Raw genomic sequence first — 12,933 nt, forward strand, 5'->3', positions numbered from 1 at the left:
AGGCACGGTTCCGGACTGTTTCGAAAAATCCGCCATCGAAATTCCCCGCCGGCTTTCCTTTTTCGTTCGAGCATGGGTCACAATGAAATCGATACGTGCGGCAAACATAAGGAGAGCGCGTCATTTGGGATATCGGGAATCTCCTGAAAGATTTCGGGAAAAGCCTGACCTTCGACTTTTAGCGGTTGATCTTGAGATGGAAAGCGGTGGTGAGCGGGCGGACTAGAACTCGAGGGAAGTGATCCCTTCCCGCAAGGCGTATTTGGTCAATTCGGCGATGCTGGAAATGCCGAGCTTCTCGGAAATCTTGGCGCGGTGGGTTTCGACGGTCTTGACGCTGACATTGAGCTCGAAGGCGATTTCCTTGATGCTCTTGCCTTCCGCGAGCCGCTGCAGGACTTCCAGTTCACGCGTGGTCAAGATGGCGCGGGCCGAATTCGCGGGCGCGCCGCGGTTAACGAACTCATCGACGATCACCCGGGAGACCGAAGGTGACAAGTAGGTTTTTCCGCCGACGATCGTCCGAATGGCCAACCCCAGTTCCTCGCCGGCGCAGTCCTTTAATAGATAGCCGGAAGCCCCGGCGCGCAGCATTTCCGAAATGAAGTGGCGGTCGGTGTGCATGGAAAGCGCCAGCACCCGGATCGGCGGGGTCAGACCGGCCATTTTACGAGCCGCCTCGATGCCGTTCAGTCCGGGCATGGAAATGTCCATCACCACGATGTCGGGACGATGCTTTTCGACCAACGCCAATGCGTTCTGGCCGTCACCGGCTTCCGCAACGATCTCGAAGCCGGTTTCCTGCGCCAGTATGGCGCGCAGACCGTCGCGCACGATTTTGTGATCGTCAGCCAACACGATGCGAACGCTCATTGCTGTTTCCTCCGCGCCTTTTTTTAGCGGCGGCGCCCGTTTCCCGACCTCTCTACACTTCCGGCCGCGGTTTAAGCAAGCCCGCGCCCGGCGGATCGCCGATCATCGCTTCCACCCGACCAGGATGCCCGGGCTGCCCGGCGCCGCGAGCCGCTCGATCGCGGTCAGCCCGGCCTGTTTCAACCAGCCGGCGATTTCTTCCTCGGTATACGTGTCGCCGCCGGTCGTGTTGACCAGCATGTTCAACGCGAAAAACGCTCCTTCGGGCGGTTCGGTGCGATTCTCCGCCATGAGGTGATCCTGAATCACGACCCGGCCCGTCGGAGCAAGCGCGGCGGCGCATTTGCGGATCAACGATTCGTTTTCGGCCGGCGAATTGCTGTGAAGGATCGCCGATAGCAGCACGAGGTCGAAATCGGCCGGCAGTTCGTCGGTCAGGTAATTGCCCGCGACGGTCGTGATCCGGTCGCTCAATCCCTCTTGTTCCACGTAGCGCCGGGTCAGCGGGACAATGTCCGGCAGATCGAAGATCGTCGCCAGCAACCGTGGATTCGCGCGCGCCATGGCCATCGAAAAGAGCCCGGAGCCGCCGCCGACGTCCAAGACTCGCTCGACGTTGGAGAGGTCCAGCGCCATGGCCAGTTGTTGCGCCACGGTCCAGCCGCGTCCGTGCATGGCCGCGATGAACGCGGTCTTGGCCGATTCGTCCCAACTCCGCGAACCGGCCGCGAGGACCGAGCCGCCTTGTCGAACGGCGTCGGTCAACGTCGCCCAGGTTTGATAAAGGTGCGCGGCATGCAGCAAACCGCCCAGGTACTCCGGTTTGCCCTCGACCAGCAACCGGCTGGCCGATTCGAGATTGGTGAAGCGGTTTTCCTTCTTCGCCAAGAGGTCCATGGCGCACAACGCGTTCAACAAGCGGTCGACGCCGCGCTCGTCGGCGGACAACGCGGCGGCGATCTCGGCGGATGTCTGCTTGCCTTCTTCGATCAGGGTGAAGATGCTCAGCTCCATCGCGGTCAACAGAATGCGGCTGCGCATGAACGCGCGGGCGACGGAAAACAATTCCAGCGAGGAATAGGGCTCGCGATGGGGGTCGCTCATGGCCTCTCTCCCTTGATCGTTTGCGCTCTGCCGGCGGACGAATCGCTTCCTGAACCATAACCCCGAAATGCCGAGCGTCAAATTGTCGTGTCGCGACCATCAGGAACGATTCGCGACAACTGGCCAAAAACAAAATCGTGATTACCCATTGTGGGAGGGGTAAAAAATCAGTCTCGGCCCGATCGACCGGTTGAAAGTTCGGGAGCAGTCGCATGTTGAATGAAATCACCATCCGCATCGCCGGCGCCGCGGGGCAGGGAATTCAAACCACCGCGGATTTGCTCGGCAAGGCCGCGACCCGCGCCGGCTATTGGGCGTTGGGCAATGTCGATGCCGAATCCCGGATTCGCGGCGGCCTCAATTATTGTCAGGTCCGCCTTGCCGTCGAACCGCGCCCGGCCATTCGCCGCCAGGCCGATATCCTGGTGGCGCATACAGAACGCGCGCTGACCGAGAATGCCGGCGATTTGCCGCCCGAGGCGGCGGTTTTGGCCGACGAACCTTGGGAGCATCCGGGACGCGTCCCGTGGAATTTATTGGATCTGGCCCGGCAGGCGGGCACGGCGAAATCGGTCGGCACGGTGGCCGCGGGAGCGATCTGGGCCATGCTCGGCCTCCGGCGCGACATCATGGATACGGCGATCGGCGATCAGTTTTCCGGGCGGCTGTTGGAAGTCAACCGGCAGGCGATCGAACTGGGGTACGAGGCGGGCGCGCACTGGGCAGGCGGCGCAAGATACCGCTTGTCGCCCGGCGACGGGATAGCCGGCCGATTGTGGATATCCGGCGGCGAGGCCATCGCTTTGGGAGCGGTCGCGGGCGGCGTGTCGCTGCTGGCGGCTTATCCCATGTCGCCGTCCACTTCCATTTTGATGCGGTTGGCGGATTGGGCGGCGCGGCTGGGCATCGTCGTCGAACAAGCCGAGGACGAAATCGCCGCGATCAACATGGTGGCCGGCGCTTCCTATGCCGGGGCGCGGGCCATGACGACGACTTCCGGCGGCGGTTTCGATCTGATGACCGAGGGCGTATCCCTGCTGGGCATGATCGAGGCTCCGGCGGTGATCGTCATCGCGCAGCGCCCCGGGCCGTCCACAGGTCTGGCGACCCGGACCGCGCAGGGCGATCTGCAACTGGCTTTGCACGCGGGCCACGGCCGCTTTGCGCGTGTCATCCTGGCCCCACGCGATATCGCCGACGGTTTCGCATTGACGGCCCGTGCGTTCGATATCGCCGAAAAATATCAGACGCCGGTATTCATTCTGACCGACCAGCAATTGCAGGACGGGCAGATGACTTGCGCGCCGTTCGATTGGGAGGGTTTGCCGACCCGCCGCTGGTTGCTGACGCCGGACGAATTGGCGGCCGGGCCGGAATATCGCCGTTTCGCCGACACGCCTAACGGGATTTCGCCGCTGGCGGCACCGGGCGCGGCCGAACAATTGGTGATCGTTTCGTCGGACGAGCATGACGAGGTCGGGCACATCAACATTCCGCGCCTGACCGCCGAACGCATGGGATCGAAGCGTCTGCGCAAGATCGACACCGTGGCCGCGGAAGTGTCGCTGCCGTTTACGCTCGCGGGCGACGCGCGGAACAAACCGCTGGTGATCGGCTGGGGTTCGAGTTACGGGGCGCTGGCCGAAGCGCGTTCGCGGTCGGCCGGCGGCGATGCTTTCGCGCATTTGCATTTGCGCCAACTGTGGCCGCTGCCCGGCCCGGAGTTGGCGGCGCTCATCGACCGGGCGCCGCTGACGGTGGTGGCCGAAAACAACGCGGCGGGCGAACTGGCCGACTTGCTGCAGCAGGTCGTCGGCCGGCCGTTGCCGCGGCGCCTCAACAAGCACGACGGCCGCCCGTTCACGGCCGACGAATTGGCCGAACGAATCGATCGGGAGATCCGCTCATGACGGTCTGCATCCAACAATTTCACAATACACAGGAACCGGCCTGGTGCCCGGGTTGCGGCAATTTCAAGATTCTCGAGGCGGTCAAACAGGCTTTGGTTGAACTCGAACTGCCGCCGCACCGGGTGATCATCGCCACGGGCATCGGGCAGGCGCCGAAACTGCCGCACTACCTGCGGGTCAACACGTTCAACGGCCTGCACGGCCGCGAAGTGGCGTCGGCCACCGCCATCAAACTGGCCGCGCCCGACCTGACGGTATTGGTGCACGCCGGCGACGGCGGCGCCTACGGCGAAGGCGGCAACCATTTTTTGCACGCCTTGCGCCGCAACGTCGATCTCACGCTCGTCGTCCACGACAACCATTATTACGGGCTGACCAAGGGCCAGGCCTCGCCGACGACCCCGCGGGGAACACCGGCGGCGGGCGCGCCGGACGGCGTCCGGTCGTCGCCGCTCAACCCGTTGGCCCTGGCGATTTCGCAGGAGGGCTCGTTCGTCGCGCAGGGCTCGGCGGCGCATCCGGCGCACTTGGTCGAGTTGTTGAAACAGGCGATCCGCCATCGCGGCTTCTCGCTACTCAACGCCTTGCAGCCGTGCGTCACCTACGACAAGGTCTTCACCTATCAATATTATCAAGAGCACGGATCGATTCTGGGGCCGGAGTACGACCCGACCGATCGCCGGGCGGCGTTCGATCTGGTGCGCGAAAACAACCTGGGCGACAAAATTCCCCTCGGGGTGATCTATCGTTGCGAACGGCCGCCCTATCCGGAGGCCGCGTCGCCGCTGCGCGAACGCGGCGTCGATCCGCGACGGGCCGCCGTGTTGTTCGCGGAATTCGTTTGACCGGCGGGGATTCGTCAATCCAAGAAGGAGGAATCGTCATGGAACAGCCGCGCAAAATGATGCCGATCGGCCCGTTGATGATCGAGCATCGGCTGATCGAACGCATGATCCGGCAAATCGCCCGGGAACTGGAAAAAATCCGGCGGACCGGCGAGGCGGACGTCCCGTTTTTGCAGGACGCCGTCGATTTCATCCGCACCTATGCCGACCGTTGCCATCACGGGAAGGAAGAAAACATTCTCTTTCGCGAGTTGGACAAGAAAGACATCGCGCCCGAGGAACGGCGGCTCATGGAGGAATTGATCGAGGATCACATCTACGGCCGCGGCAAGGTGGCCGAGATCGTCGCGGGCATGGCGCAGTATGCCGCCGGCGACGCCACGGCCTTATCGTCGATCGTCGCCGCGCTGACCGAGTTGATCGAGTTCTACCCGCAGCACATCGAAAAAGAGGATCGGCATTTTTTCCTGCCGGTGATGGCGCATTTCACCGCCGCGGAGAAGGATGCCATGCTGCGGGAAGGCCTCGATTTCGACGCCGGCCTGATCCACGAGCGTTATCGCCACGCCGTCGAGGAACTCGAAAAAAAGCCCGGCCGCTGAGCGCGCCGCTCAATCCGGGTCGCACGGCCCCGCGCAGTACTGCACGACCTGGCCGGTCTGGGTGAACGTCGCCACTTGTTCCAGCACGTTGGTCTGGAAACACATGTCGGTGTGAACGCCGTTGTCGACTTCGGGCGGAATGTTCGATTCCGGCGGCATGTATTGCTGGGTCAGGTCGACCAGATCGTATTGGGTCAGGATGCCGCCGGCGGTCACCGGCGAGGTCACCTCGTCCAAACCGAACACGGGATGGATCGACGGCGTCATCAGCTCCACGCCGATGGACCGCGACAGCATCTCGGTGGTCAGGTTCGGCACCTCGCAATCGCCGATCGCTTCCTGTAACAGCACCTGGCGGCCGGCCGGCGCGTCCGGCAGCGGTTCCCGGAACATCAGCCGGGTCAGGGTGATCGGGTCGGACATGTCGAACCGCGTCTGGAAAATCGCGATCGCCTTCTGCTGCAACAGCGGATCGGGGTAGAGCAGGTCCATGTAAACCTTGATCGGCACCCAGACGACCGAACGCGGAATCAGGTTCAGCCAGACGCTGCCCGGCACGGCCAGAACGCCGCGCTCGATGCGGTTGGAGATCGAAACAAAGGACGAACCCATGATGCCGCCGAGGCTGACGCCGTAGTAGTACACGCGGGTGTCGTCAATCAGGTCGTGGCCGTCGATTTGGATGGCCGGGTCTTCCTCGAGGTCGCCCAACGCCAATTCGGTCAGGACGATGTTGTTGACCAGCGATTGCTGCAGGCGGTCGGTGACGATCGAAATTCGGTTCAGGTCCTGCATGATGTCGTTGATGATCAGGTCCAGGTCGCCGTCGGACAAGCCGATCCAGTCCGTCGCGATCATGATGACGCCGGTTTCCTCGGCCCACTGGTGAATCGTGGTGCCCGGCCAGGAAGTCAGGTAATCGCGGCCATTGCCGAAAATGCCGTGCCCGAACACGACCAGCGGCAAGGGCTGGCCGAGCGTTTCCGCCTTTTTCGGAATGATCATCGTATAGGGGAACCAGGCGTTTTCCGCCTGCCGGATCGGATGATGATTCTCGTCGTAGACCAGCTCGTTGTCTGCGGTCAGGTAGTTGGGCACCTCGAAGTCGCCCTCGACGATCCGCGCCAGGTACTGATTCGGATCGTCCTGGACGCTGGTGATCGTGTAGCCCAGGCCCGTCCCGCCGGCCTCTTCCAGCGCGGTTTCGCGCATCGACAGCACCGAACCGGTCAGGTATTCCTTGCTGGCTACCATGAAATCCCAGGCGAGCAGCAGGCTGCTGCGCGGATAGCCGTGCGCCTCCAGGAAGGCGAAAATTTCCTCATAGTGCGGACGGATCGCCTCGATCTCCGGGTTGTCGGTGATCACCTGATCGCGCAGGGCGGCGAACGCCGGCGGCGATTCCAGCGGGTTGCCGTCGGTGTCGGTGAGGTCGTTGGTCAGCACCATGACGTGCCGCTGGCCCATTTCCATCGGTTCCAGCGGGCGGACGATCAGGGCATAGCGGTTTTGAAACAACGCGCGGCGGTTCATGTCCATTTCCGACATGAAGATCACACGGTTGCCGGTTTCGTAATTGAACAGGGCCAGCGGGTTGCCGGCGAAGTAGGATTCGTACAACTCGTTCTGGCCGGTCAGAAATTCTTCGGCGATGTCCGTGCCGAAGTGCACGAGGATCGGGCCGGCCGGCGAGATGCCGTCGGCGGTGTTGGTCGGGCCCATGTCGATCGAGGGCATGATGCCGGTCGGTAAAAACTCATCCGGCAGATTGACGCGCACGCCGGTCGGGCTGGTGGGGTCCTCGACCTGGAAAAATGCGCTGGGATAGGGCAGATAGCACTCGCTGCTGGTCATGAAATAGTTGCAACCCTCGACGAGGTCGAGGTGAATGGGCTCGACGGTCGAATCGTCGTTGTCGTTGTCGTTGTCGTCATTGTCGTCGTCATCGTCGTCGTTGTCGTCATCGTCGCCGCTGTCATCGTCGCCGGTGTCGTCGTCGGCGGAGTCGTCGTTGTCGTCGTTATCGTCGTTGTCGTTGTCATCGTCGTCGGCGGCCGTATCGTCATCGGCGGGCGAAGCGTCGTCGTCGCCGGCGGCCTGATCGTCATCGTCGGACGATTCGGAAGAGCATGCCGCGGCCAGGATTCCGAGTAACAACAGGAAAAAGAGGAGGAGGAAGGCGGCGGGGCGCGAATTTCCCCCGCGATTTTTTCCGGGCAGCCTACGTTTCATGTTCGGATCCTCGAAATATAAAGCCCCAACCCAGGCGGCATTTTAGGTGTGTTTTCCGAAATGCGTCAAGTAATCGATTTTGAGCAATCGCCGGGATCGGATAACGGCGGCAAGATGATAGTAGGTGTCCGATAACGCGGAGAAAATCGTGTGGTGCGGCCCGGCGTGCGGTCGCCGATTACGGGCAGAGCAAGAGGCCCTTCGCCCACAGGCAATCCCCGCAAGTCGGAAAGGGGCTGCCGATGCAATCCGTGTCGTTGTTCTCCGACAGCTCGCAGCCGCCGCAGCGCGTGCACGGCGAAAAATCGAACTGCCGGACCCGCTTGCGGAATCGGCGGTATTCCTCCCGCTTCCAAATAGCGGCCAGACTATCGACGTTCACGTTGCCCACGCTGTGGCGTTCGAGGCGTTTTTCCCGGCCCAAAACAAAACAGGAGTGCGAGTGCATCAGTGCCACGCAAGGGCTGACTTCGCCGCTCCAGGTGACGGCGGCCGAACCTTCCCAGATGAAGGAGCAATAGCCTTCCAGCCCGGTCGTCGGCTTGTCGGGGAAATCGCGGATCGTCAAATGCGGATTGACCTTCTGGAGGTGCGCCAGATATTCCGGATGCTCGTCGAGCGGCGGAAAGATGATTTCCGGCGACGACGACAGGCGACGAGCGACCGAGTATTGCTTGGCGGACATCCAGTAAAGAATCTCGTCTTTCATTTCGGCCGAGTAGGGCAGCAGGTTGGTGATCAGGACGAATTTCGCCTCCAGGCGCCGGGCGAGCGGAATCAGATCGACCAATTCCTTGAGGTTGCGGCGCATCAGCACGAATTCGAGCCCGATCTCCGGGGTTTGGCGGCCTCGCGCGCGGCGCAGTTCCACCAGGCCGCGGACGTTCGTTTCGATTTTCGACAGATCGGCGCCCCGGCGGATGTCCGCGTGGGTCGTCGGAGCCGCGCCGTCCAGCGAAACGACCAGGCGGTCCAGCCCCGCGTCCAGCAAGGCGGTAGCCGTTTGCCGGTCGAGCAACAGGCCGTTGGTGATCAACTCGGCGGCCAGGCCTTTTTGCTTGACCCGGGCGATCATCGCCGGCGTCCGCGGGTTCAGCAGCGGCTCGCCGAATCCCCAGAACGCCACGGTCTTCAGGCTGGGAAAGCGGGCAAACCCGGCGATGAGATGTTCGAAGGTCGCGGCGGCCATTTCGCCGGGCGGTTCGGTCCACGAATTGCGCATGCAGGTGCGGCAGTTCAAATTGCAAAACGAGGTCGGCTCGACGTACAGCTTGGTCAACGGCACGTCGGCCGAACGCAGGGAATGCTTTTCCAGCGCGCGCTGGGCGCGAATTTGGACCGGACTCAAACGTTCGGCCGGCTTGCCGTGATGGGCCATGCGGATCCTTGCTCTGCCGCTGGGCGGACGATACCTGGCGCGCTCCAGACCACCTTCGACCTGGACCAGCGGCACTTCTTAAACCAAAAGCCGCCGGTCGGCAATGCGGCGTTTCTTTTGATTGTATCAGAATTTGAATTGTTTTAAACTTTTTCGGCACGCCAGAAAGGGAAGGACATGGTTATCGGTGCACCCGATAAAAGCAACACTATTTTAACTCCGGACCGGCCGTGTTCGTGGAAATCGGCGGACGGCCGGCGGCTGTTCGGTTTGGGCTTCGCCACGCTCTTCCTCGAACTGGCGCTGATCCGTTACCTCGCCGGCAACATCTGGAACCTCGGCTATTTCCCCAACCTGGTGCTGATGGCGGTGTTTCTGGGGATGGGCCTGGGATTCCTGTTTCACCCCTACATTTCCGAGCGCCGGTCGCCGCTGCTGTTGCACGGCGCTCAGTTCCTGTTGCTGGTGCTGGTGCTTTACGTCTATGTGGCGCGGCCGATCGTGCCGTTGGCCGACCTGAACGAAAAATCGCTGCACGACGAGTTCTTTTTCCTGGCTTCGGTGAAGAAAACCGACCAGGTCAACTACCTGCCGTTCCTCTTTTGCTTCGTCGCCTGCATCGGCGTGTTCGCGCTGATCTCGCAACGGACGGCGAAGTACTTCCGGCTGTTCCGCCCGCTGACCGCCTACACGCTGGACATCCTGGGGTCGTGCGCCGGCATCGTCACCTTCATGGCGTTCAGCTTTTTCACCCTGCCGCCGACCGTCTGGTTCGCCGCGTTCGCCGCGCTGTTGCTCGCGGCGGCCGCCGATTCCTGGAAGACGCGCTGGCTGGCGGCGGCGATCGGGGAGCTGGTCGTGTTGACGGCCCAATGGCAGAGCGCGCAGCACCTGGCGCGGCCGGCCTATCACGGCGGCCTCGAAGTGGTCTGGTCGCCCTATCAACGCCTCGAATACATCGACGACCCCAGCCTGCCCGAGGTGATGCGCCGGTCGATCTGGGTCAACGGCCGCGGACATCAGCGGATCGGCGACCGCGCCGGTCTCGCCCAATCGGTTTACCGCTTTCCGTACCGCGACCGCGCGCAGGACCCGACCTTGCCGCCGTTCGGCGACGTGCTGGTGCTGGGCGCCGGCAGCGGCAACGATACGGCGGTGGCGTTGCTCAACGGCGCGCAACACGTCGACGCGGTGGAGATCGACCCGGTCATCGCCCGCTTCGGCCGGCGCTATCATCCGCTGCGCCCGTACCAGGATCCGCGCGTCGACCTGATCGTCGACGACGGCCGCGCCTGGATGACCCGCGCGCCGCGCCGCTACGACCTGATCGTCTTCGCCTACGCCGATTCGCTGGTGCGCGTCAGTTCGCTGTCGCAACTGCGGCTCGAGAACTACCTGTTCACGCGCGAATCGTTCCAGCGCGCCTACGAGCTGCTCGGCGACAACGGCTGCGTCTACGTGTTCAACTCGTTCCCCAATCCGTGGCTGGGCGAAAAAATCCGCGCGATGATCCAGGCGGCCAGCGGGCGGACGCCGCAGGTCGTGTTCCAGGAAGACCGGGAATTCCTGCTGTTCAAGTTCGGCCGCGCCCCGTCCTGCAACGCCGAGCCCGCCGCGCTCGCGCCGGTGGAATACCCGACGGACGACTGGCCGTTTCTGCACCTGCGGCAGCGTGGCATTCCGGCGTTCTACCTCAAAGCGCTGGGCGGTTTGACGCTGCTGGTCGTGCTGTTGATCGGCACGGTGCGGTTGCTCGGCCGGCGCCGGGGGGGCGCCGCGCCGGCGGCGACGTTGCGCCTGGAACTGGCCTTCCTGTTCATGGGGCTGGCGTTTCTGCTCTTGGAAACCAAGAGCGTCATCCAGTTCAGCCTGCTGTTCGGCGCGACCTGGGTCAACAACTCACTGGTTTTTCTGGCCGCGCTCGGGCTGGTGTTGGCGGCCAACTGGACGGCCCAATGGTTCGGCGACCGCCTGCGGCAGGGCAGGGTCTTCGTCCTCTTGTTGTTGTCGTGCTTTCTGCCGCTGGTCTTCCCGCTGCGGAACCTGCTCTACGTGGGCAACGGCGCGTTGCGGTTCGCGCTGGCCGGGTTGCTGACGTTTCTGCCGCTGTATTTCGCCAACCTGATCTTCAGCCTGAATTTCCGCGACCAGGCCGCGCCCGAACACCTGTTCGGCTGGAACCTGATCGGCGCGACGCTGGGCGGGATGCTCGAATACGCCAGCCTGGTGCTCGGCTACAACGGCCTGGCGCTGGTGGTCGCGGTCTGCTACGCGCTGGTGTTCGTGTTGCTTCGCGCCGCGCCGGCCGGCGAGCGGGCGGGCGGCTGACGGTCACTGCTTCTTCTTCAATTCCTGGATCTTCTGCAGGTCGGCGAGCGCTTCCTTGTTTTTGCCCAGCGCCTGGTAGAGTTGCATCCGCATCTCGATGGGCAGCAGGGCGTTCGGATACTGCTTGATGATCGCGTTGAGCATCGTCAGCGCCTCGTCGGATTTTTTCTGGGCGATGAGTACGGTGACCTTGTTGAGCTGCGGTTCGGGCGCCTTGGGGGCGACGGCGATGGCCTGGTCGAAGTCGGTGATGGCCAGGTCGAGTTCATTCAGCGAGGCGTGCAACTGGCCGCGCAGGTTGTAGCCCTGCCACTGGTCGGGCGTCTTGCCGATCAGCTCGTTGAGGGTCGCCATGGCGGCCTCGGGCTTTTTCAACTCGCCCTGGATGAGGCTGAGCATGACGTACCAGTCGGGGATGTCCTGGCAGACCGGTTTGGCGGCGGTCAGCACTTTTTCGGCCTCGGCGTGGCGGCCCAGCGCGACCAGCAGGTTGGCGCGGGCGAAGTGGATTTCGGCGACCTGCGGCGCCAGCGTGCTGGCCTTGTTGAAGTCGGCCAGGGCGGCCTCGTTGTCGCCGTATTCCTGGGCGATGAAGCCGCGGCCGAGGAAGCCGTGGTACATCTCGGGCGCGATCTTGATGGCCTGCTCGATGTCCGCCTTGGACGAAACGGGATCGCCGCGCAGCACGGCAGTGGTGGCGCGTTCGAGGTAGGCCTTGTAGGGCCGTTTGTCGTGCGAGATCGCTTGGTCGAACAACTGGGCGGCGTCGGCGTATTTTTCGTGCATGCGGCAGATGGCGCCGCGCACCAGGTACAGGTCGGGTTGGTTGGCGTCGAGCTTGAGGCCCTCGACCAGGTCGGCGTCGGACTTGTCGAGCATTCCGGCGCCCAGGTAGACAATGGCCCGCGCGTACAGGCTGCGCGGCGTCTTGGCGACGGCCACGGCGCGCTCGGCGTGCTTGTTGGCCTCGGCCATGATGCGTTGCTTGGCCAGCACCAGCGCGAGGGTGGCGTGGGCGTCGAGGCTGTTGTCGTCCTTGGCGATGGCTTTTTCGAGGTCGGCGCGCGCGTCGAGGATGCGGCCCAGTTCGAACAGGGCTTCGCCGCGCATTGCGAGGTAGCCCACGTCCTCGGCGTTCGCCTTGTTGTCGTCGAGGATCTTCAGCGCCTTCAGGTACTGCCGCGCGGCCAGTTCCTGCTTCACGTCGCCGCGCCAATCGGCCCGCGCCGCGCCGCACCAGAAAACGATCAATACCAGACCGATCAACCAGCCGGTTTTCCGCATGGCTGCTCCCTGTTAGATGGTGCCGGCAGCTTAGCATTGTTGCCCGCCAAATACCAAGGCCGCGCCTATCCTGAACGCAATCGAAGGGTCGCCGCCGCGATATAAACCTTCACCGTCGTTCCGTGCGCCAGCCGGAACCCAAACTGGGAGCGCCAGCGACTTAACTAATGTAAGAGCGGCTTAGCAGCCGCGATAAAAATCCTCGCCGTCTTTCCGTTCGCCAGCCGGAACCCACGCGGGGAGCGCCAGCGACTTGACTGGTGTAAGAGCGGCTTAGCAGCCGCGATTTCACCTTTCCGCCAAACCATCCGCCGGATTTGCCGGAACGAATAATTTTCGCTTATTTATCCGTGACTTCCGATTTAACTATGATCGCC

Annotated in this window: 9 protein-coding genes; 4 read left to right on the plus strand and 5 right to left on the minus strand. The window is 63.0% G+C overall.

Annotation, left to right across the window (positions count from 1 at the left end; translation table 11 throughout):
* Positions 1-222 precede the first annotated feature (222 nt).
* Both GX444_18785 and GX444_18790 read right to left on the minus strand, forming a co-directional pair.
* Complete coding sequence (locus GX444_18785; protein NLH50627.1) at positions 223-873, minus strand: response regulator transcription factor; 651 nt, start codon at positions 871-873, stop codon at positions 223-225.
* Between the two features lie 102 nt (positions 874-975).
* Positions 976-1,977, minus strand: a complete 1,002-nt coding sequence (locus tag GX444_18790) for a methyltransferase domain-containing protein (GenBank protein ID NLH50628.1) — start codon at positions 1,975-1,977, stop codon at positions 976-978.
* A gap of 212 nt (positions 1,978-2,189) precedes the next feature.
* Between GX444_18790 and GX444_18795 the strand changes: the two genes are divergently transcribed.
* Genes GX444_18795 through GX444_18805 form a run of 3 tightly spaced genes read left to right on the plus strand, consistent with a single transcriptional unit; the run spans position 2,190 to position 5,334 of the window.
* Complete coding sequence (locus tag GX444_18795; GenBank protein NLH50629.1) at positions 2,190-3,887, plus strand: 2-oxoacid:acceptor oxidoreductase subunit alpha; 1,698 nt, start codon at positions 2,190-2,192, stop codon at positions 3,885-3,887.
* Positions 3,884-4,732, plus strand: coding sequence for a 2-oxoacid ferredoxin oxidoreductase (locus tag GX444_18800; protein ID NLH50630.1), 849 nt, complete (start codon positions 3,884-3,886; stop codon positions 4,730-4,732). The genes GX444_18795 and GX444_18800 overlap by 4 nt, the downstream gene beginning before the upstream one ends.
* A 56-nt stretch (positions 4,733-4,788) precedes the next feature.
* Positions 4,789-5,334: a cation-binding protein gene (locus GX444_18805; GenBank protein NLH50631.1), complete on the plus strand. Its 546-nt coding sequence runs from the start codon at positions 4,789-4,791 to the stop codon at positions 5,332-5,334.
* A gap of 9 nt (positions 5,335-5,343) precedes the next feature.
* On the opposite strand, the gene GX444_18810 is transcribed toward GX444_18805, so the two are convergent.
* Positions 5,344-7,566: a hypothetical protein gene (locus GX444_18810; GenBank protein ID NLH50632.1), complete on the minus strand. Its 2,223-nt coding sequence runs from the start codon at positions 7,564-7,566 to the stop codon at positions 5,344-5,346.
* A gap of 178 nt (positions 7,567-7,744) precedes the next feature.
* Entirely contained in the window at positions 7,745-8,944 is a 1,200-nt protein-coding gene (locus GX444_18815) for a radical SAM protein (protein ID NLH50633.1), read from the minus strand.
* Positions 8,945-9,121: 177 nt separating this feature from the next.
* On the opposite strand from GX444_18815, the gene GX444_18820 reads away from it, so the two are divergent.
* Positions 9,122-11,272 carry a hypothetical protein gene (locus GX444_18820; protein NLH50634.1) on the plus strand — a complete coding sequence of 717 codons (2,151 nt, stop codon included), beginning with the start codon at positions 9,122-9,124 and terminating at the stop codon, positions 11,270-11,272.
* A 3-nt stretch (positions 11,273-11,275) separates the two neighbouring features.
* Here GX444_18820 and GX444_18825 read toward each other — a convergent pair whose 3' ends face one another.
* Positions 11,276-12,556 carry a tetratricopeptide repeat protein gene (locus GX444_18825; protein NLH50635.1) on the minus strand — a complete coding sequence of 427 codons (1,281 nt, stop codon included), beginning with the start codon at positions 12,554-12,556 and terminating at the stop codon, positions 11,276-11,278.
* Between the last annotated feature and the right edge of the window lie 377 nt (positions 12,557-12,933).

This window comes from Myxococcales bacterium (assembly GCA_012517325.1).
Lineage (GTDB): Bacteria > Lernaellota > Lernaellaia > Lernaellales > Lernaellaceae > JAAYVF01.

Coding starts and splice junctions, on each gene's coding strand:
- GX444_18815 (NLH50633.1), bottom strand. CDS start 8,944: ATGGCCCATCACGGCAAGCCGGCCGAACGTTTGAGTCCGGTCCAAATT.
- GX444_18820 (NLH50634.1), top strand. CDS start 9,122: ATGGTTATCGGTGCACCCGATAAAAGCAACACTATTTTAACTCCGGAC.
- GX444_18785 (NLH50627.1), bottom strand. CDS start 873: ATGAGCGTTCGCATCGTGTTGGCTGACGATCACAAAATCGTGCGCGAC.
- GX444_18795 (NLH50629.1), top strand. CDS start 2,190: ATGTTGAATGAAATCACCATCCGCATCGCCGGCGCCGCGGGGCAGGGA.
- GX444_18800 (NLH50630.1), top strand. CDS start 3,884: ATGACGGTCTGCATCCAACAATTTCACAATACACAGGAACCGGCCTGG.
- GX444_18825 (NLH50635.1), bottom strand. CDS start 12,556: ATGCGGAAAACCGGCTGGTTGATCGGTCTGGTATTGATCGTTTTCTGG.
- GX444_18805 (NLH50631.1), top strand. CDS start 4,789: ATGATGCCGATCGGCCCGTTGATGATCGAGCATCGGCTGATCGAACGC.
- GX444_18790 (NLH50628.1), bottom strand. CDS start 1,977: ATGAGCGACCCCCATCGCGAGCCCTATTCCTCGCTGGAATTGTTTTCC.
- GX444_18810 (NLH50632.1), bottom strand. CDS start 7,566: ATGAAACGTAGGCTGCCCGGAAAAAATCGCGGGGGAAATTCGCGCCCC.